Annotated in this window: 16 protein-coding genes; 9 read left to right on the forward strand and 7 right to left on the reverse strand. The window is 40.2% G+C overall.

Going from position 1 to position 21,662, the window contains the following annotated elements:
• Positions 1 to 26 precede the first annotated feature (26 nt).
• Positions 27 to 1,211 carry a maltose/maltodextrin ABC transporter substrate-binding protein MalE gene (gene malE / locus KO511_RS21055; protein ID WP_215989346.1) on the reverse strand — a complete coding sequence of 395 codons (1,185 nt, stop codon included), beginning with the start codon at positions 1,209 to 1,211 and terminating at the stop codon, positions 27 to 29.
• Positions 1,212 to 2,041: 830 nt separating this feature from the next.
• On the opposite strand from malE, the gene malK reads away from it, so the two are divergent.
• Complete coding sequence (gene malK / locus KO511_RS21060; RefSeq protein WP_215989347.1) at positions 2,042 to 3,163, forward strand: maltose/maltodextrin ABC transporter ATP-binding protein MalK; 1,122 nt, start codon at positions 2,042 to 2,044, stop codon at positions 3,161 to 3,163.
• Positions 3,164 to 3,637: 474 nt separating this feature from the next.
• On the forward strand, positions 3,638 to 4,330 hold the full coding sequence (locus KO511_RS21065) for a MaoC family dehydratase (RefSeq protein ID WP_215989348.1): 693 nt from the start codon (positions 3,638 to 3,640) through the stop codon (positions 4,328 to 4,330).
• A 24-nt stretch (positions 4,331 to 4,354) separates the two neighbouring features.
• On the opposite strand, the gene KO511_RS21070 is transcribed toward KO511_RS21065, so the two are convergent.
• Complete coding sequence (locus KO511_RS21070) at positions 4,355 to 5,173, reverse strand: phosphate ABC transporter substrate-binding protein (RefSeq protein WP_215989349.1); 819 nt, start codon at positions 5,171 to 5,173, stop codon at positions 4,355 to 4,357.
• 137 nt (positions 5,174 to 5,310) lie between these two features.
• Between KO511_RS21070 and KO511_RS21075 the strand changes: the two genes are divergently transcribed.
• The gene (locus KO511_RS21075; protein WP_215989350.1) at positions 5,311 to 5,664 is read left to right on the forward strand and encodes a DUF3024 domain-containing protein; all 354 of its coding nucleotides are present in this window, start codon (positions 5,311 to 5,313) and stop codon (positions 5,662 to 5,664) included.
• A 79-nt stretch (positions 5,665 to 5,743) separates the two neighbouring features.
• Here the strand turns inward: KO511_RS21075 and rnb are convergent, their stop codons facing one another.
• Complete coding sequence (rnb, locus tag KO511_RS21080) at positions 5,744 to 7,711, reverse strand: exoribonuclease II (RefSeq protein ID WP_215989412.1); 1,968 nt, start codon at positions 7,709 to 7,711, stop codon at positions 5,744 to 5,746.
• A 494-nt stretch (positions 7,712 to 8,205) separates the two neighbouring features.
• Between rnb and KO511_RS21085 the strand changes: the two genes are divergently transcribed.
• On the forward strand, positions 8,206 to 10,167 hold the full coding sequence (locus KO511_RS21085) for a DEAD/DEAH box helicase (protein WP_215989351.1): 1,962 nt from the start codon (positions 8,206 to 8,208) through the stop codon (positions 10,165 to 10,167).
• Positions 10,168 to 10,210: 43 nt separating this feature from the next.
• On the opposite strand, the gene KO511_RS21090 is transcribed toward KO511_RS21085, so the two are convergent.
• The gene (locus tag KO511_RS21090) at positions 10,211 to 11,179 is read right to left on the reverse strand and encodes an ABC transporter substrate-binding protein (RefSeq protein ID WP_252724495.1); all 969 of its coding nucleotides are present in this window, start codon (positions 11,177 to 11,179) and stop codon (positions 10,211 to 10,213) included.
• Between the two features lie 129 nt (positions 11,180 to 11,308).
• Here KO511_RS21090 and KO511_RS21095 point away from each other — a divergent pair, with 129 nt between their 5' ends.
• Positions 11,309 to 13,243 (forward strand): PAS domain-containing sensor histidine kinase, encoded by a 1,935-nt coding sequence (locus KO511_RS21095; RefSeq protein WP_215989352.1) that lies wholly within the window; start codon positions 11,309 to 11,311, stop codon positions 13,241 to 13,243.
• Between the two features lie 14 nt (positions 13,244 to 13,257).
• Here the strand turns inward: KO511_RS21095 and KO511_RS21100 are convergent, their stop codons facing one another.
• Complete coding sequence (locus tag KO511_RS21100; protein ID WP_215989353.1) at positions 13,258 to 14,808, reverse strand: response regulator; 1,551 nt, start codon at positions 14,806 to 14,808, stop codon at positions 13,258 to 13,260.
• Positions 14,809 to 15,306: 498 nt separating this feature from the next.
• Here KO511_RS21100 and KO511_RS21105 point away from each other — a divergent pair, with 498 nt between their 5' ends.
• Together KO511_RS21105 and KO511_RS21110 are read left to right on the forward strand one after the other, a co-directional pair.
• Positions 15,307 to 15,774 carry an RDD family protein gene (locus tag KO511_RS21105; protein WP_215989354.1) on the forward strand — a complete coding sequence of 156 codons (468 nt, stop codon included), beginning with the start codon at positions 15,307 to 15,309 and terminating at the stop codon, positions 15,772 to 15,774.
• 267 nt (positions 15,775 to 16,041) lie between these two features.
• On the forward strand, positions 16,042 to 16,590 hold the full coding sequence (locus KO511_RS21110) for a hypothetical protein (protein ID WP_215989355.1): 549 nt from the start codon (positions 16,042 to 16,044) through the stop codon (positions 16,588 to 16,590).
• A gap of 30 nt (positions 16,591 to 16,620) precedes the next feature.
• Here KO511_RS21110 and KO511_RS21115 read toward each other — a convergent pair whose 3' ends face one another.
• Positions 16,621 to 17,403: a substrate-binding periplasmic protein gene (locus KO511_RS21115; RefSeq protein WP_215989356.1), complete on the reverse strand. Its 783-nt coding sequence runs from the start codon at positions 17,401 to 17,403 to the stop codon at positions 16,621 to 16,623.
• A 378-nt stretch (positions 17,404 to 17,781) separates the two neighbouring features.
• Between KO511_RS21115 and KO511_RS21120 the strand changes: the two genes are divergently transcribed.
• Both KO511_RS21120 and KO511_RS21125 read left to right on the forward strand, forming a co-directional pair.
• On the forward strand, positions 17,782 to 19,089 hold the full coding sequence (locus KO511_RS21120; RefSeq protein ID WP_215989357.1) for a methyl-accepting chemotaxis protein: 1,308 nt from the start codon (positions 17,782 to 17,784) through the stop codon (positions 19,087 to 19,089).
• Positions 19,090 to 19,289: 200 nt separating this feature from the next.
• Entirely contained in the window at positions 19,290 to 19,541 is a 252-nt protein-coding gene (locus KO511_RS21125; RefSeq protein WP_215989358.1) for a DUF2999 family protein, read from the forward strand.
• A gap of 44 nt (positions 19,542 to 19,585) precedes the next feature.
• On the opposite strand, the gene KO511_RS21130 is transcribed toward KO511_RS21125, so the two are convergent.
• On the reverse strand, positions 19,586 to 21,409 hold the full coding sequence (locus KO511_RS21130; RefSeq protein WP_215989359.1) for a M4 family metallopeptidase: 1,824 nt from the start codon (positions 21,407 to 21,409) through the stop codon (positions 19,586 to 19,588).
• Positions 21,410 to 21,662 lie beyond the last annotated feature (253 nt).

A 21,662-nucleotide genomic window follows, 5' to 3' on the forward strand; every position in this document is an offset into this window, starting at 1 on the left:
CGTTCTCCCTCTAAAAATCAGATACACTACTGTGTCATTCGCGTTTCAGCGGCTTTCAATGCATCAGGTACACTCTGTCGACCATCAACGACATTATCTAACGCATCTTTCATGCTATACCAAAAAGTAGTAAGTTGAGGTATATTTGGCATGACTTCACCATTCATGGCATTATTCATAGTTGCAGCAATGCGTGTATCCATTTCAATTTGTTTCTGGAACGACTTTAAAGCCACAGCACCCAGTGGTTTATCATCATTGAGACTTTTTAGACCCTGATCTGTTAGTAAGTGATTTTCCAAAAACTCAACAGCCAATTCTTTATTAGGAGATACCGCACTAATCCCTCCTACCCAGACACCTACAAACGGCTTTGATGCATGTCCATTAAATTTTGGTAAAGTAGTGACACCATAATCGATTCCTGCTTTATCAATATTTGTCCACCCCCATGGGCCATTGATCGTCATTGCGACATTACCAGCAGCAAACTCAGATTCGGAGACGGAATAGTTCATATCAGCGGAAATAACCTTATTTTTAATCATCTCATTGATGAAGGTTAAAGATGCTTGAACCCCATCTTTTGCCACACCAACATCGCGGATATCGTAGCCATCTTTAACTTGTTTAAAAGCATATCCTCCATCTGCGGATAAAAGAGGCCAAGTGAAGTAAGCGCCATCTCGCAGTGGCCACATAATCGCTTTCTTACCAGATTTCTGTAAATTAGCATTCAAGGCTGGAATTTCTTCCCACGTTTTGGGAGGTGTTGATAATAGCGACTTGTTGTAGATTAAAGAGACCGATTCAATGGCCACAGGGTAAGCTATTTTTTTGCCTTTATAGGTCGCAGCATCCCAAGCAAAACTTACTATCCCTTGCTCAATATCTTTCGATGGTTTTATTTCAGCAAGCAACCCAGCTTCTGCATAGCCACCAAAACGATCATGCGCAAAAAATATGACATCAGGACCTTCCCCAGAGGCAGCAACCTTGGGGAATTTTTCTTCCAGCTTTTCAGGAAAAGCCACCGTAACTTCAATACCAGTTTCTGCCTCAAACCGTTTACCAATTTCAGCCATCCCTTGATAAGCTTTGTCACCACCAACCCAGATGGTCAGTTGTCCTTCTTCGATAGCAGCATTAGTACTCATTGAGCATAGAGCCACGGTAGTGCTCAAGGTTATTGTACTTAGGCCATTTCTCATATGAACATCCTTTTTAAATATATTACGGGCACAGGCTAGTCAGGGGAATTACCTAGCGTCACAACTTATTGTCGCCAAATTATCAATTAGCTCATCATCCCGTCTTCTACGCCTTGTCTATTATGGCGTGTTTTCGTGATCAGAATCGGTGATCAACAACAACATAAATCACAAAACATCCCCTGTTGGTGATCAAGTTCACTGATCTATACTGCAGTTCTTTGAACTTGATCTAACAAACCAAAGTGCTTTCTGACTCATCTACTCCCTCACTACCAACCCAAAATAAAACGTTATCAGGAGGATGCGAAATCCACATGAAAAAAACATACTAGTTTGGCCTAGTGTAGGGTAGTCGGTATCTTTTCCAGAATATATTAGTTAGGTCGATAACTTTCTGCATCTACAATAAAGCTGGGTTACATGGCCAAGAATCACTGTGAAGAAAAATAGCATTGTGTCATTAGCTAAAAATAATTAATCTTAAGTTCAATGATACAAAATACCTATACATTGTATCGGGAAGAACAAACTCTAAATTGGCTCTGACGGGTGGTGCTTTAGTTCACCACCCATATTTCTTCCCCCAGCATTTCCTCAAGAAGTATCCAAGGGCTGGTCGTCTTCAAGTTTACTGTGGTCGACACTACTATATTGTTAAAATAAAAGGGTATGCTTTGCTTGCGATGATTTTGTATGAATTAGTGCATTAAATAAACATCAAACACTGCTATTTTAGGCAAACTAACCGTAAAAACGGTACGAGATATTACTACACATTAGTGAATTTATTATATCAAGCGGAAAAATAAATATTGATCGAGGACAAGATGGCAAGTGTCACGTTAAAGAATGTATCTAAAGCTTATGGCGACGTTTTAATTTCAAAAAATATTAATCTGGAGATTAATGAAGGCGAGTTTGTTGTATTTGTTGGTCCATCAGGCTGTGGAAAATCAACCTTATTACGTTGTATCGCTGGCCTTGAAGATATCACGTCAGGCGACCTATATATTGGTTCTCAGCACATGAATGAGGTAGAGCCATCAAAACGTGGTGTCGGTATGGTATTTCAATCATACGCCTTGTATCCTCATTTAAACCTATATGACAACATGTCATTTGGTCTCAAGCTCAGCAAAGCAAATAAAAGTGAGATAGATAAACGTGTAGAGCATGCCGCAGATGTTCTCCAACTCAGTCATTTGCTTGAACGCCTGCCTAAAGCCTTGTCTGGAGGACAAAGACAACGAGTAGCCATAGGTAGAACCTTGGTCTCACAACCAAAAGTATTTTTGCTGGATGAACCTTTATCAAACCTAGATGCAGCCCTACGCGTACAAATGCGCTCTGAGATTACCAAGCTTCAAAGAAAGTTGGGTTGTACAATGATATATGTCACTCACGATCAGGTTGAAGCGATGACAATGGCAGATAAGATCGTTGTACTTGATGCTGGCTATGTCGCACAAGTAGGCAGACCATTGGAGCTATATCATTACCCTAAAAATCGTTTTGTTGCTGGATTTATTGGTTCACCTAAAATGAATTTTATTAGCGTTTTCATCGAAGCGGTAGAAGATGAACGAGTGATGGTTCAGCTCGCAAACGGCAACGCATTCTGGGTGCCTGTAGATGGCAGAACTATCACACGGGGAACGCGCATGTCATTAGGTATTCGGCCAGAGCACCTGCTCCCTAAATCACAAGGCAGTGCTTCGATTGAAGGTCAAATAAACATTGTAGAAAAACTAGGTAATGAAACCCAAGTTTACATGCATATTGAGTCAGCAGACGCTGATATCATTTATCGACAACCAGATACTTTAGCTGTTGAGGTGGGTAATAAGTGTATTGTTGATATTCCAGCGCACCGTTGCCATCTCTTCCACAGTGATGGAACAGCTTGCCAGCGATTGTACCTTGAAGCTGGTGTCAGTTTTGTAGAGTAAATCTTAACTAATGAATCAAAGCAGGTTACTCAATATTGATTTTTTAAACAGCGTTTTAATATCACTTAATGGAGGATAAATATCGATTTCCCTTACATACCCTATTGGGGTATGTCAGTTTTCAAGACCCACGCTTTCAACCACTCAGCCATCTCGCCTTGAAAATGGAGTATTAGGTATTGGCAGGATTGTTGCTAACGTTTTATTTCGTTGCCCATAATTGCACAGCGATTAGACAAGCACTCTAAAAGAGTACTTTTTATTAAAATTGTAATAATATCTTCACAATCATGTAGTGTTAATACTCTAAATAGAATTATCTAATAAAATAATGTTTTTTTGATAAGATCTTGATTTAAAACATAAATGCAGCAATAGGGCAACATGTGTACGCCCAAAAGTCATTGCGAACAATTGTGAAGTGGTTCAAAATTAGTATGTTGACATGTATTAATATCAGATATCTGAGGTTTTATGAAAGTCGCAGACCTATTCAAACATCGTGGTGAAAAATCGCAATCCGAATTTATGCAGTGGATGTCTCCTACTGTACGTGAATATTGGGACGAGTTTTTACAAAAGACAAATAATGGCCACTTATTTGCGCGTTTTTGGGATATGCAAAGACCAGCGGTTAACGATGAAGTTCAGGTAACTGCGACGACAAGTGATATTCGGACAAGAAGCATTGAGTTAAAACCTGAAGCAAAAGAACTGTACGCTCAACTAGAAACAAAACTCGGACAAGTGATACACACAGGTGAGTGGCTAGAGATTTCTCAGCAGCGTATTGATCAATTCGGTCAAATCACAGAAGATATGCAATGGATACATACCAACCCCGAGCGCGCAGAAGCCGAGTCACCTTTTAAAACCACCATTGCACATGGCTTTTTAACTCTGGCTATGTTACCAAAACTGACAGATAGTATCGATCCAGACCATACCCTTTTCCCGACTGCAAAATTGGTAGTCAACATTGGTCTCAATCAAGTACGTTTCCCTTACCCTGTTAAAGCAAATAGTCGCATTCGTGCAGTAAGCACCCTCTCTAAAATCACTCCAGTTAAGAAAGGACTTGAAATTGAGCGAGAAATCAAAGTTGAGATAGAAGGTATTCGACGTCCAGGCGCTATTGTTGTTTCTGTCATTCAGCTTCATTTCTAAGGAGGGACCAGCCCTCCTAGTAGATCATTGGCTGATCGGTATATACCCATATTCTCGAATCAAGTTACTCGCTTTAGTCCCCCGCAAATACCTAATAAATAGCTGAGCTTGCTTATCTAACATAGAGTCTTTGTAAACAACAAGAAAAGGCCGAGACAAGGAATATTTATTGTTTGCGATGGTTTGACTGTTAGCCTCAACCCCTTCAAGTTTGACCGCTTTAATTGAGCTGTCTACTGAACCTGTAGATATAAACCCGATTGCTTGTTTGTTGTGGCTAACTAAAGTTTTGACCATACTATTACTATTAACCACTAAGTTATCTGGGCTAATTGATGACACTTGGCGCCCATTTACAATTTTAGTTAATCCAAGAAGGCTTTCAAAACTATATCTCGACCCAGATGACGCTTCTCGAGTTACCACAGCAATTTTTTGATCTGGACCACCCACCACCTTCCAATTATTAATAACACCTTTATAAATATCAAACAGATTTTTGCGACTCACATTATCTATCGGATTTGATTTATTCACGACCACAGCTAAGCCGTCAAAAGCTAATGGGATTACAATAAGCGATTCATCTTGCTCACTTTCAGTCAAATAGCGTGAGCTCATCCCAATATCTGTCACACCCTTACTGAGTAGTGTAATACCAGCGGTTGAGCCAACACCCTGTACAGCAATATAAGTTTCTGGGTGGTTTTTATGAAAATCTTCAGCCAATATATCCATCACACGTGCAACAGATGTCGAACCCGATATATTAACCTCATTTGCTGCTGCAGGGTTAAAAAATAAAAATGACATAAGCAAAGGTATTAAAAATTGACGAATCATAACAATCTCCGATTCAAATTTGAAAAGTGCATTGACGTTATGATATTTCGATAAGATTACATTTTTGTGAAAATGATACAGACTCAGGGATATCTTATACCTATTCTTTAAAGCAGAATTCGACGCTGGGAGCTAGAATGGGACTCATAAGTTTACTACAAAAACAAGTAGAAAGCCGAGCACAGATAATCTGTTCTCAGCGAAACAAAAGTTTACCGGCTGAACTTGGTAAAGCAAGTTATGAGGTTACTGAAAATGGAGTCGTGTTCATTAAACAGCATTTTCTTCTTGATTCTGCTCATTGCCACTACATGTTACCAGTGGCAAAGGTTATATGGAACCTAGAAGAAAAAGCTTGGTTACTATTGGTCCCTGATGAAATCAACCACACACAATGGCTTCCCTATCCTTACCTTCCAAAAAGTCAAGATCTTACGGCAATAATGCGCGAAGTAGACAAGGATCCAAAGTCAATATTTTGGGAAACATAAGGCTTTGAACTTTTAATGATACATGGGCAGTAAAGAATATTTCCTGCCCATCAGCTTATAACTAATAGCGCTTATTCATTTAAGCAAATACCTCGACAGGTTTAGCCACTATACTCCGTGTTTCCTGATTTACCTCATTGAGAATCACTTCTATCAAGTCACCCACTCGGTAAATTACATTATCATCAATAGTTACAATGCCTGCTTCAGTATTGCATTTTAAACGCTCTTTATTAGCCAAAATTAAAGATCCAGGAACAAATGCTGCCGCACCATTTTCGATTAAACGAACACGTAATCCAGCTCGAGATACATCAAAAATTTCACCGTTAAATATCGTACCTTTGGTAGATTCATTAGCTAAAGTGCGCACATATAGCCACTCTGCCACATGACGCTCAGCAATTTTATGATGTTTACGGTGAAGCGCTAATTCATCTCCAAGATTATCATCCACAATTTGAGTAGGTGCTTTACCTAAGATATGAGCTTTTAGCATGCGATGATTAACCATATCACCATACTTTCGAATCGGCGAAGTCCATGTAGCATATAGCTCAAGCCCCATAGCGTAATGAGGTAATGGCTGATTGCCGATTTCACTGTATGCTTGATACTTACGAATACGATGGTCAAGGTAATTGGTATCTTGCTTAACTAGCCAGCGACGAAGCTCTGAAAATCCTTCCAATGTTGTAATACAATCGGCATTAAATATTGAACTCTTGGCTTCAGAGTTGACGAGCTCAATAACATCACTGATTTTCTCTGGTTTGAAGCCCGAATGAGTATTAAACACTCCGGAATCAAAGCTTACTTGAAGTACTTTCCCAGCGCAGATGTTCGCGGTAATCATACATTCTTCAACTAAACGGTTTGCGCTTCGGCGAATATCTGCATGAATAGCAATAACATCATTATCTTCACTGAGTTCAAATCGATAATCTGGTCGGTCTGGAAAAATAACGGCATTGCTCTCACGCCACTGAAGGCGGACCTGTGAACATTCATGAAGGGCGCGAATCACTTGGGCAATAGCTTCATTAGGCTGCCACTGCTCTGATTGCCCATGCTCCAACCAATCGGATACATGGTCGTAGGCTAGACGAGCATGAGACTTGATATTAGCCGAAAAAAACAGCGCATCATTTCCAAGAGTACCATCACGGCCTACCGTAACTTTGCAGCAAAGTGTCGGCCGTAATTCGCCTTCAACCAAAGAGCATAACCCATCAGCTAATTCACGTGGCAGCATTGGAATATTTCGACCTGGTAGATAGATGGTGAAGCCTCGTTGGCGAGCGACTTTATCCATTTCAGATTCTTGAGCAATATAAGCTGTAGGATCGGCAATGGCGATCGTCAGTTCATACGACCCATCGTCTTTCTTTTCAGCATATAAAGCGTCATCCATATCTTGGGTAGATGAACCGTCGATAGTCACAAAGGGTACATGTGTCATATCCAAACGTTTAAGATCAGCATCATCCTCTACTTTCCAATCCTCAACCCCCGATGGCTCTGTATTGGGTAAGTCATTTTGGGCCAATGTCACCCACCATGGGACGATTTTATCCTCAGCATCAGCAATTTTGCTCGAAATTTCAGCTAAAAAAGAACTGTCGCCGCTAAGTGGGTGCTGAACCACATGGGCAACAACCCAGTCACCTTCTTGCAACTCGTCACGCTTTAAGCCTTTAACCAGCTTAGATTTCAGCGACAGCCTCTTAAGTTGCGGGCTATCTGGAACAACGTTTAGCTTTCCTTTAAACAATTTCACCCGTCCAATGAATCGATCCACACCTTGCTCCAGCAGTGCTTCAGGCTCAGCGACTTCTCGCTCTTTTTCGGTACGAATAATGGCCCTTACTTTATCTCCATGCATACACCTTTTCATATAAGGTGGCGGAATGAAGATGCTAGTTTTACTGTCGACTTCCAAAAAGCCAAAGCCTTTTTCCGTCGCTTTAATGACACCTTCTTTCTTGGGAAGGTTTTCTTGAATTTGCTGCTTTAATTGAGCCAGTAGAGGGTTATCTTGGAACATGTTAACTTCTAAATAATTCGTTTTATGTTCTGGATGCATTCACATCCAACGCTATATGATTATCAGCCAATCAGCCATCAGCCTCATGCTATGATAATGACATTTGTAGAACTAATTTCTTTGTTCACATGTTACTAGGTAATACCATCAATGTATATCGCAGAAGTTTGAGAGCTAGATGCCGGTATCGTTTTCTATATTATCAACCAGATCAATAACAAAAGCTCATTTTCTAGCACGAAATTAATATATTCAGATACACCTGAAAAACAGTCTATCCAATCAAAGCTAGGAAAAATTTGTGATGTATTTCAATTTTTTCTGGCTTTTTTTGTGTATTTAAGGAATAATTCGCACCCCTTAGATATGTCCCTAGCGGCTTGATGCGATTTACGACTTATCCGCATCTGAACGGATTCAGCACTCACTGGATTGGTAATGGAATTGGTAGAGCTCGTGGGACCTTTTGTTTACATTTATATAGTAGGATCCCAATGACTGATTCTGTAATTCAGTTTAGCGACTTAGCGCTGAACGACTCTATCCTTTCATCATTAAATGAGATGGGCTTTGTTTCACCAACGCCTATCCAGGCTGCAGCTATACCGCACCTAATGAAAGGTACAGATGTACTCGGTAAAGCTCAAACAGGTACTGGTAAAACAGCGGCTTTTTCTTTACCCCTTTTAAACAAACTAGACCTTTCTCAACGCAAGCCTCAATCCATTGTACTAGCTCCAACACGTGAGTTAGCCATTCAGGTTGCAGCGGAAATTAAAAACCTAGGGAAAAATATTACTGGCCTGAAAGTTCTAGAAATTTACGGTGGTGCATCAATCGTTGATCAAATGCGAGCTCTTAAAAACGGGGCACATATTGTGGTCGGCACACCTGGCCGAGTTCAAGACCTCATCAACCGTGAACGCCTTCACCTAGACGAAGTGCACACATTTATTCTTGATGAAGCTGATGAAATGCTAAATATGGGTTTCGTTGATGATGTAACAGAAATCATGGAACATGCTCCTGAATCTGCTCAACGCGTTTTATTCTCTGCAACAATGCCACCAATGCTAAAAAAAATTGTGGAACGCTTTCTGCGTGAGCCTGCCACGATTGATGTAGCCGGAAAAAACCATACTGTTGACAAAGTTGAACAACAGTTCTGGGTAGTAAAAGGGATTGAGAAAGATGAAGCAATGTCTCGCATGCTGGAAACAGAAGAAACTGATGCATCCATTGTTTTCGTTCGTACACGTCAAGACACAGAACGACTAGCAGATTGGCTATGTGCGCGTGGCTTTAAGGCTTCTGCACTTCATGGCGATATTCCTCAATCTCAGCGTGAGCGTACTGTTGACCACATTAAGCAAGGTGTTATCGATATTCTGGTTGCAACTGATGTAGTTGCACGCGGCCTTGACGTACCAAGAATTACACACGTCTTCAACTATGATATTCCTTTTGATGTAGAGTCTTATATCCACAGGATTGGCCGTACAGGTCGTGCTGGTCGTAAAGGTAAAGCCATACTTTTGGTACGCACCAATCAAATTCGCATGCTTCGTACCATAGAGCGTGTAACCAAATCTCTAATGGAAGAAATCCAACTTCCCTTACGTGATAAAGTTGCAGAAGCTCGCTTAGTTAAGCTTGGGGCAGAACTTGAGCAAGAAAAAGAACATAAATCTTTAGAGAGATTTACCGAATTAGTAGAAAAGCTGCAAGAAACTTTAGATGTTGATGCAGTGACTCTTGCTTCAATATTACTTAAACGTCAACAAGGTAAGCGCCCATTATTTTATATTGGCGAAGACCCAATGATCCAAGCCATTGAGCGAGACAAGCAACGCCGTAAAGAACGTCGTGATGGTGGACGTGATGGTGGACGCGACAACCGCGGCCGAGATCGTAGTGTTAACAACCAAGACTGGGATACCTACCAGCTTCAAGTGGGTCGCGAACAAGGTGTACAAGTTAAGGATATCGTTGGCGCATTAGCAAATGAACTTGGCCTTACAAAGGGCTCGATTGGTGCGATTAAGTTAGCTCAAGGTGAAACCTACGTTCAGCTTCCAAAGGCGATGCCTTCTGAAACAGCAGGAAAGCTGCGTAAACTTCGCATCCGCCAAAAACAAGTAGATGCTGTTGTTTGTGACTTCGACGACTTCCGTGAGCCTCGTGGTCGCCGTGATGGTGGCCGTGGAAGAGATGGCGGCGGACGACGTGATGGTAGTGGCTTCCGTGGTAACCGCGAAGGTAGCCGTCGTGATGGTGGTGGCTTCCGTGGAAACCGCGAAAGTGGTAACCGCGAAGGTGGTAACCGCGAAGGTGCTCGCCGCGAAAGTGGAAACCGAGATGGCGAACGTCGATTTGATCGCAACCGAGGTGGTGATAATCGTGGTAACTTTCGGGGTGAACGTGGCCACGGTCGTGACCGTCAAGTCGAAGCATAACTAGCTTACTAAATTGAAAGCCCACTGTCAGTGGGCTTTTTTATCAATTCATAACATTCCAATGAACCGGTGGTGTAAGCCCCCAACGTTGCAACTCTTTTTCGGAATAAATGGCTCGACCTTGCTCTCCAATAGCGATAGGAAGATTATTAGCATCTTTTCCAGCCAATATTTCATTCACTAGACCTGCCGCTTGTTTACCTTGGCTTTCGCCAAACAAAACAACACCACCACTGGCTTTACCTTCTCCAACTGCGAAATCCCAAAAAGCAAATAATGGTATTTTAGAGTTTTCATTCGTCCACCTCAGTACCTCTGAAGCTGGCATACTATTCCCCCCTTCATCTACAAGCGTGTGATAAAGGCCAACAATAATGACTGATACGCCATCATCTTCAGCGTTGATTACATTCTCCTGCCAGTCTTCTTGTGTTCCAATAAGAAGAATCTCTGCTTCAACCCTAAGGCTTTTTTCAATCAATATATATTGCTTTTTAATATGCTTGGCTGCTTCTTGGGAGGTTACTCCAGAATCAAACATCACTCTGAATTTATGCTTCTTCTCGGGCAACATTTGGCTCAAGTCTCTAATGTTTTTGACAAATAAAGGTAACTCGAGTACCCCTGTCACTTTTGCTTGGCCTTTATATTTCCTCAAAAGCGAACGTGGATTTGAATTTATGCCTAAAAAAACAATCGATATAGGCTCTTGATACAATTTAGGTAACATATATTTCAGCGCATTATCATCTCCCAAAACCACAATACTTGGCTTTATTTGCTGGTAATATTCAAATGCTTCGTTAGCCTTGGATTCAAACTGTTCAACAGGCACCCGCTTGGTGTCCATCTGAAAGCTGAGCAGCTCAGCTGATGATGACATCGTATCTGTGATACCTTTTATATAACTAACATCCCATGGATATTCAGCATGGTAGCTCTCTATTAAGAGTACCTTTTCCGCTTGAGCACTGCTCACTCCTAGAAGCAAGAAAAACATGAGTAATCTCAAAATTACAACCTATAAATATTAATTACCTAAGTTAGTCTAGATTGAAAAATAAGATCTGGAGGCTCTTATTCTTGATAAAAACTGAAAAGCGCAAGCTATACTCAATTGAAAACACCATCTTAGAGTACTATGAGTCGAAATAAGAAAGTAGAAGAGAGCATTAATAATCCTTTACAAAGTCGGATCGGGCGTCGAATCATCCTATTGATGGTAACGTTAAGCAGCTTCGTGACTTTGTTTACCACCATACTTCAATTGTCTTGGGACTATAAAAAGGAGTTTAACGATGTAGAACAGCGCCATATAGAAATACGTGATGTTCATGCAGGCTTGCTAGCTTCATCTTTATGGTCATTCGATCTAGCCGTGCTTCAAGAAAGGCTTGATGGATTAGTGAATCTTCCCAAAATTGATTTTCTCGAAGTCAAATCAGGTAACTACACATTTAATGCAGGGAAAGCAGAAACAGGCAAAGTAGTCCACGAGACTTTCCCACTTACTTATCGCGACCCAGAGGATGGGCACTCTGAGCAAATAGGCACCGTTTATGTAGAATCAAACGCACAAGAGATTTACGATTATTTACTCCATCAATTTATTTCCACTCTAATTCTAAATGCGCTCAAAACCACTCTGGTTTGCTCAATTATGCTATTAATATTTCATGCTAGTGTAAACCGAAGGATATTCCAGATTGCTCAATATTTGCGAAATTTTAATCCACGCCACCCAAGTAAACCTCTAGTATTAGCAAAAAAGCGCTGGATTTCAGAAAAAGATGACGAGTTAGATTGGCTAGGCGAAGGAGCAAACAAAATAAGTAGTAACATAACGCTGCTATACAATAACATTAAAGAAGAGCAGGATCGTTTGGCCGATTTTACTCATGTTTCGTCTGATTGGCTATGGGAGACCAATGAGCTTGGACAGTTAACCTATTGCTCAGAGGCGATGAAGGAGTCGTTGTCTCTTGATTCTGTCCACGGGATTAGTTTAACGGAAATTGAAGCTCTAAAAAGTTCAGTCAATTTACATCAAGCAATTACTCGACGTAATGATTTTACGAAGGTAGGAGAAAGCATCACAATAAATAGTATTACCTTACATTTACTTTTTCAGGCAAAAGCTCGATATCAAAAAAGCCAGTTCTTAGGCTTCAGAGGAACAGCCATCAACATTACTGAACTCAAATTGGCTCAAATTGAGCTTGAAGAACTTAACCAAAATTTGGAGCATATGGTGGCTTCTAGGACTCTTGATCTCAAGCAAAGTATGGAACAATTACAAGATGCCCAAGACAAGTTGGTGGAATCAGAAAAACTCGCAGCTTTAGGAGGTCTAGTCGCAGGGGTAGCTCATGAAGTTAACACCCCACTTGGTATAGCAGTTACTGCAACCTCAGTTATTCGGGATGTAACCAGTGAACTTAATAACGCCTTTGCATCACAGACATTAACAAGTACGCAGTTTGAGTCATTAATGAAGCGTACGTCAGATAGTAGTCAAATGCTTGAGCATAATTTAAACCGAGCAGCGCAATTGGTGAGAGATTTCAAGCAAACCGCAGTCGACCAAGTTTCAGAAGCGCGTTCTCAATTCAATGTTGCACAAGTCATTGAAGCACTTTTAGCAAGCCTACACCCTGAAACACGTAAAGTACCAGTCAAACCAACCTTGACAGGCGATCACTCTGTTGTGATGAATAGCCTACCAGGTGTGCTCACTCAAATCATTTCTAACCTGGTTATGAACAGCATTAATCATGCATTTGAAAGCCAGCCACAAGCTGAGATTTCGATCAACTTTTTCCAAGAAGACGATACTATCTTTTTTGAATATCGCGATAACGGTAGTGGCGTCGAAGACGCTTTACATCAAAAGATTTTTGAACCTTTCTATACCAGCAAACGCGGTTTAGGTGGTTCTGGGCTTGGCTTGAATCTAGTATTTAATTTAGTACATCAAAAACTAAAAGGAGAGCTGGAGTTCAGCTCTCAATTGGGTAGCGGTGTATTTTTTAAGTTGATTATCCCAGTAAACTTACCACTTGAGACAAATTCATAACTAAAATAGTCACTTTAGTCTGGAAGGGATTCTCTTATCGCTAAAAACTCATCCCAGTGTTTAATGAGTAGTTCAACCAGTTGAGGCTCGAATTGCTTACCTTTCTGGGCTACTAATTCAAGCATAATTTGCTCATCACTCCATGGTTGTTTATAACTGCGCTTGGAACCTAATGCATCAAATACATCAGCTAACGCAGTGATTCGCCCAGAAATAGGGATATCAAGTCCAGACAAGCCATTTGGGTAACCTGTACCATCCCATTTTTCATGGTGATAACCTGCAATTTCTTTTGCAACTGTCATCAAACGACGTTTAGATTTGCTTAAAATATCAACCCCATAATCTACATGCTTCTTCATGATTTCCCACTCTTCCGCATCCAGCTTACCCGGTTTATGAAGGATTGAATCTGGAACTGCCACTTTACCTACATCATGTAGTGGCGAGGCATATTTGATCATAGATGCATCATAATCACTTAAACCGTATAAAGATGCTAATTTTTCACTGAATAAGGAAACTCGTTGGACATGAGCACCAGTTTCTTTACTACGAGCCTCAACAGCATTTGCAAGGTTATAAACAAGTTCTTTAGACGTTTCTCGGATATCAAGCATTAAACTCAAATTCTCGAATGTCAGACCGATATTCTGCATGTAAATTTCAAGAAGCTGCATATCCAGTTCAGTTAGCTCACGGCTAACATTAACATATAAAATGCAGTCAACCCCTTGTTCATCGTGGGAAAATAAAACATATGAATCACCAAAATTTTCCGACTCGCGTGATTTAAATACTTGTTTGCACCGAGCTGCGACTTCCTCTGGGAGTTTTTCAAATGAACATTCACTATACGTATCTACAAAAGTGCCCGTTGCAGCTAAAGTCAATGCTCGGGACTCTTCACCATCTGGCCTCGGCTGGACAATGCAATAAAGAGCCGACTGCTCAAGCATTAGTAAAGATGTCAACTGCTCAAGGACTGATGTTGCATAAGCCTGCAATGTCGTCGTATTTTGAACACAGGCTGAGGCTTCAATAACTTTACTTAAACCTTTTTTTTGCTGCTCTATCAGGCACAAATCTCGATAAGAACGCAGCATGGAGTAAAGCAAGGTCTTTAACTTTTGAGTTGTGAGTTCGGTTTTTTCTTTATAATCATCTATTTCATATTCACGAATAACCGTATCTTCCGGAGCTTGTCCTGCTTGGCCTGTTCTTAATACAAGTCTAACTCGGCTATTTCCTAATGTACTGCGAATATACCTCACGAAATCTAAACCAGCATGTTCGGTTTCCATCACCACATCGACTAAAGCAAGTGATATATCATCATGTTGCTTAAATAATGTCTTAGCTTCATCTCCTGAATAAGCAGAAATCAAGTCAAGTTTACGACCCTCAAACTCAAAATCCGATAGTGCAAGTTTGGTCACTTGATGCATTTGTTCATCATCATCTATGAGAAGGACTTTCCATGGCAACATTGGAAACTCATCTGGTGTGCGTGCATCACCAGCTTCCGGCTGATCTGACTGTCGGTGGTCTGCAAACATTTCCATCTAACATTTAACCCCTTATCACACATCTATACTCTAAGTTTTAGCACAAATTGATAAAAAAGCCCGAAAAACACACATCTATCATTTACATTTAAAAATAAAAAATTAAGTTAGCAATTCATACAAATTAAATCTTAGATACAAAAGGTTACTGTTATATAAGGTAAGGTTAATATTTATAATAATTATCCCGTTTAATTTCTATTTTCTGTATAATTTAAGTTGTCACTCTACTGCCTTTCATTAACGGTAGATACAATGAGCAAACCATCTTTATAAGTAACAGCCGTATGAAACTTGTAGAGCTTGCGAGTTGCGCAATTACATGAACTATATTCACCCGTGTTGACACTGATTATTACGTCATATTTGAGTAAAAATCACATACGACGAGAATACATCTGTCTTGTTTTTTGATATGTTTTCCTCTTCACTGGCAGATATAAGACATAGCCTTTCTTATAAAATGCATTTTTCTGTAATGATTTGGTAGATAGTATGAATGACGACACTCTACAATATGCTGGTTTCTTGCCTCGCCTTGGTGCAACATTAATTGATACTGTACTGCTTTTGTTACTTACTATACCCATCATGTATTGGGCATATGGAGAACTTTACTGGAGCTCAGACGATTTTTTATTGGGAGGATGGGATTTAATACTTAACTGGGTATGCCCATTAATAGCTTCCATTATCTTTTGGGTATATCGATCTGCAACGCCCGGAAAAATGGTCTTTAACCTCGCCGTCCTCAATGCAAAAACGGGTCAACCACTCACTGTTTCAACTTCTATAATCCGCTATTTTTCATACTACATAAGTGCTATTCCACTCTGCTTAGGGTTTATTTGGATCATATTTAATCATAAGAAACAAGGCTGGCATGACTTAATTGCAGGCACAATTGTAGTGAAACAAGTTCAATCAAAAGAAATGTCTCAAGCTAGCTTAGGACAAAAATAGCAATGAGCTTTGTGAAGATGACGAATTTATTAGATATTTGCTTAAACACATTATAGGTGCGTATGTAGATTCTTATCCCTTATAAAAATGTACAACTAACCCACTAAGAATATTTGCTCTAAATTGACCGATAACTACTAGAAGTAAGGATTGGAATTCACTACAATGGGCCGCTAGGGTTTGCAGACTGCTACTCTATTCTTCTATGTCAAAGTGTTGACCTTTGAAATAGGCTATTCCTAACTCAAGTGATCTGTGTATTCATTTATGGACCAAGACAAGTTTACTCATATCTACCGCTTGCCGACCGCGACACAAATACGTATTGCTAAATGGCAGCAGACATTTAATGGAACGTCAGATTTGGTGATCCATAAAGCGATAGAAGCACGTAATAAGCAATACCGCCAGCCGAGCTTTTTTCTTACCGGCTGGAGTGTGAATTTGTTCGACAAGAATGACATCTCCATTACTAATCACGGTAAATACATTCAAACCGCTATGCGAACCATGGTCGATCGCAAAGTGTCATACAAACGCATTTACCTTACACGAGTACCTCTCGAACAAGCAGAGCCTGCATTGGCTAACTTCAAACTAGAATGGCTTTCAAAACACAACCATGTTGCGCGTAAATACAATCAAATAAAGAAGAAAGAGCTACTACGCTATGCCCGAGAGGAAGAAGAAACGCTGTATCCGTCAATACCAAAAGGTGAATTTGACAAAGCTTTGTGGAACCGCTTAGTTTTATCTGAACTAGGAAACCAGCGAAAATTTGATAACCCCTATTTCGTAAAAAAGTCCAAGGTTTAATCCCAAAGGCAGCCTAACACTGCCTTTGAGTTACTCATATTTGTCCATTATTTCTTGATATAGTGAAGCTCCAGACTCACCCTTAGTACTTTTGAGAAGATCTATGCCTCGCTGTAATTTGGCTTTAGCTTCAGGATTAACACTCGTATTTAAAGCAAAATACACATCCCCTTCTCTTACCGTATATACTGCCTCAAATAAGTCAGGGTCTACCTGTGCTTCTTTAGACCACCATATTGCGGCTCGATGAGCATAAACTAATAAATCAATACGCTTTTTCATTAATTGCTCAGACAGTGTTGTGACGTAATTAGACTCCTGCATTGCATTTCGAGGAATCCCCATATCTAATAGAGATTGCTCGCCAATATCGTCTCGAATTACTCCAATACGGTATTTAGCCATATCCATAGCTTTATTAATTTTTATATTGGCATCCTTACGAGCCATAACGACAATTTTTATATCAGTAATGGGACCAACCCAGTGGAATAACTTCTCACGGTGTTCAGACCGAGTGGTTGAAAATAACACCGCGTTATCCTCAGTGAGCGCTGTCCTGTAGGAGCGGGCCCATGGCTGGAGAGTGATTTGTGATATTTCAACCTCCTCTCCCACCAACTTGCTTGCTGCTTTCAAAATATCGACAGCGTAACCAGATATCTCACCATCTTTCAGATAATTTCCCGGAGGATAAGACTCCGTAAAATACGAAAGCTCACGCAAATCTGATGATTCTTCAGCCTTAATAACAGGAGTATTAATTAACATTAATAGAATCGATATGGACAGAAGACATTTTACTCGCTTCATTATCTTCTTTCCCCAAAAGTAATGACCATCGTATAAACTTAGTTCACCAAACAGCAGTTCTAAAGAAAAACCACGAATAAAATGAAGTATTTTTTACAACAGCAGGTTGCACATCTGCTTAAGATCAAAGTCTCTAGGCATTGAATAGACAGCTATTGCTGCGCATATAAATCCTACCGTTCTCCAGCTACCAATAAATTCTCCAGATATCAGCCAACATTTAGAGCTGTTATTGGAGTATAAGATTCAATGCTGAAGTCACAATTTCTGAACAAATTTTCTCTACAAAAAAGAATAAATAGTATGCGCCCAGTTGATTTACTCTGAACACAGATCATACTTACTGATGACAAAATAATCATTAAGGAATAGCGAACTATGTGGCCCTTCAGAAAACTTGCGGAAAACGATACCCAATACGACGAGTTTAATGGTTATAAACAAACCGTCAATTCTATGAATCAGTCATTAGTGACTATACAATTCACACCCAGTGGTGACATAAAGTCCGCAAGCCCTCTTTTTCTCGAAGCCATGGGTTACAAAATTAGTGAAGTACAAGGAAAGCACCACAGAATATTTTGTGCTCCAAGATATGTAGAAACCCAAGAGTACCGAAGTTTTTGGCAAGACTTAGCGAAAGGACAAGTAAAAGCCGGAACTTTTGAGCGGTATAATAAATCCGGAGGCCTCATTATTATCGAAGCAACCTACTTTCCCGTACTCAATGATAATGGCCAAGTTGAAAGTGTAATTAAAATCGCTAATGATGTTACTGAAAAAATGACAAAAGCCCGTTCACAACATGATCTGATTTCAGCATTACACCAAAACTTCGCGGTCATCGAATTCCAACCTGACGGAACGGTTATTGAAGCAAACAACAATTTCCTTGATGCGCTAGGATATAGTCTTGAGCAAATCCAAGGCAAGCATCATAAGATGTTCTGCTTTGATGAGTTTTACAATCATAACCCTAATTTTTGGAAAGACTTATCTAGTGGTCGCGCGTTTTCTGGTCGATTTTTGCGTAAAAATAATTACGGCGAGGAAATATGGATTCAAGCCTCTTACAGCCCTGTATGTGATGGACAAGGAAAAGTATATAAGGTGGTTAAGTTCGCTTCTAATATCACTGAAGATGTCAATCGAGAACTGGCCGTTTCCGATGCTGCCAATATTGCCTACAGTACAGCGGTAGAAACTTCTCAAGTGACCCAAGAGGGTAAAAAAGTTCTAGAAGATACGGTAAATATTTCGCAAACAATGATGAAAAACCTAAACCAGTCTATCAATCAAGTCCAAGAACTCGCGTCACTTTCAAATGATGTCTCGGAAATCGTAAAAACGATTGGTGGCATTGCTGACCAAACAAACTTACTGGCCCTAAATGCAGCCATTGAAGCAGCAAGAGCAGGAGAACAAGGCCGAGGATTTGCTGTCGTTGCGGATGAAGTTCGACAGTTAGCCTCTAGAACCTCTGAATCAACTGAAGAGATTACTCAGGTTGTCAACAAAAACATGACATTGACACAAGAAGTCACAAAAGCAATGAATGATGTAAACAACGTAGCAGAGCAAACCAGCTCTCGTATCGAAGAAGTCTCACACACTATGGATGAAATATATAGCGGAGCTGAGAGTGTTGCATCAGCAGTCAACAGCTTCAAAGCAAATAATGCTTGAGTACGAGAAAGACCACCAGTTAGTTGGACTTAGGAGAAAAAAGTCTAGCAAATATCCCAACGTGAGTGAGTTAATCTCCTAAGAAACAAGCTATAGTACCGCTGTATTCAGAGGCTAAACGATAAAAATATTCGATATTCAACAAAAAGAGTGCCAGTGTTACACTTCAAGATTATCGACACAAATGCTAAAGGTGGACTATGAACCCAATACTTGAGATGTTAAACCAATACAATATTAGCAATGAACAAATAAGTGATCTGTTTGAAACACTAACTCAAAACCCTCTTGCCGCCATGGAAAATATAGGTCAGCTTGGCCTACCACAAGACCAATTGCAACTGTTGATGGGACAAGTAATGCAAAATCCACAGTTGATTAAGGACGCTGTTGAAGAGCTCGGCCTCGACTTCTCAAAAGTAGAACAAGCAAAAAACACACTCCAGCAATAAATAAGGGCTCCTTAGTGGAGCCCTATCGTTTTATTCAATCATCGCTAATTTAAACTGAGTGTCACACCGGAATAACTACTGTAAGCTCTTAGCATAACATGGTAAGTAGTACCAGGTGTTGCTGTTACAGTACACTGCTCATTATTTCCGTAGTTATATGGACGGCAATCAAAGCTACTAGCTGTAGGCTTACTACCTGCTTTTACGTATAAATCTGCATCACCGCTTCCACCAGCCATAGAGACAACCGCATTAGATGCCGAATCAACAGTAAATGTGTAAAAGACTTCTGACGAACGAGCTCCGGAAAGGTTAGTTACTGGTGATCCCTTCACTAAAACGTTATCAGTTGGAGGAGGAGTCGTACCACAAGAAGCATTTACGCCGACAGTATTAAATGCATCTTCTACATCTGTAGCATTATAACCCATATCCGCAGCGGCTTTAGCAACACCACATCCGCCTTCATCAAAAGTACTATTTGCTGTCCAATACGTCTGGTTTGCCAAAGTAAATATTTCAAAGCCTTTACGAACATCCCATCCTGCTTTGTTTGCTAGTAAGTAAAAGGCACGATTAAAGACACCACTAGAGTAGTGCACATTCAAACCATTGTAGTACTGTGAGGCATTATCTATTGAGCGACCGTCTCGAGATGGCTGCTCAAAATAGCGTAGACCTCCGTCTGATTTGAAAATATCTGCCCCTACTATCCAGTCAACTGAGCCTTTCATGTAATACTCCGCCGCTTCACCTGCAATATCAGAGAACGCTTCATTCATGCCACCAGACATATTGGCATAGACTAGGCCAGAGTTTTGCTCAGTAAAACCATGACTTACTTCATGAGCACTCACGTTAATATCTACTAACGGATAAAACCTGCTTTTTCCATCACCAAAAGTCATAGAAGATCCATTCCAAAACGCATTTTCATAACTACTACCATAGTGAACACGCATTGTAAGCTGGAATGTTAATGGCGCGGTATTCATCCAGTCTTTGTACATATCAAACACAATTTTACCAAAGTAATGAGCATCGTTAAGAGGTGAATATGCCCCATTGACAAACTTGTGATCATTAAAGTTGGAGTCATCATTACAAGAATAGCTGTAGGCACTACTACCTGATGTTCTGCCATTTAAGTCAACTGTTTTAACTGCAGCATTATTCATTATACAAGTGTTACCAGACTTACTGATGACAAACCCTGGGTAGTCTGAACCAAAATTATACTGCCCTGTTTTCTCATTCCCGCCTGGTCCTGTACCCTGTGCTTCTGCATGGTTAAGCCCACTCCACTGCTTGAGTACTTCTCCCGTATTGGCATCAATAAAATAGAATGGGCGCTGAGGTACCTGAGCTGCAATGAAAAAATCAACCATATAAACAACTTTGGCAGTATTGGACTCATCCAGCCAAACCATAAGTTTAGATTGAGTATTTTCTATCGGAGCACCTGATTCGATTAACGTTCTTCTCTTAAAAGCATCTTTAGCCGCTAAAATCGCTTGTTTTTCATCTAAGGCTGGAGACGAAGTGGCGACATCACCACTAATTCCTTCCATCATGATGCCATACACTTCACTTTGGCTGGTTTTTGTTTCAGTTGCAACAACTGAGGTATTAAATACTGGAAGCCCCAAATAAGTTTGTTGATAGCGAACTTTTACCTTTCCATTTGGTAAAACTACCCGTTTAACTTCAGAAAAACCCGTTTCCATTGGTACAACGCTAGTAGATTGAGCTTTTAGAGTTGTGTGCAATAGTGTATCGCTTTCGACTTTAACCATCTGTGCGGCCGATACTGGGAGGCTGACTCCTAACCCAGCGGCAATAAGCCAAAGTGTTTGATGTTGTTTCATTTTACTTTCCTGTTATTGGTATAGAATCCTTCTCCCCAACGACTGAATAGGAAGTGTCTTTGCGACAACTCGCTCCAATAACATGGTTGAAAACAACTTAACCAAGCAAACTGAATATGAAATTACAATTAGCCACATGGAAAAAAAATAAGACATTAAACACTCATTAAATCTACAATTATTTAACTTTATGACATTAAGAAGCCTTAAAAACAACAATATAAAGACTAATGATACTTTTGAGTCACAAAAA

Origin of the sequence: Vibrio hepatarius (genome assembly GCF_018860525.1) — a bacterium.
In the GTDB taxonomy this organism is placed as follows: domain Bacteria; phylum Pseudomonadota; class Gammaproteobacteria; order Enterobacterales; family Vibrionaceae; genus Vibrio; species Vibrio hepatarius_B.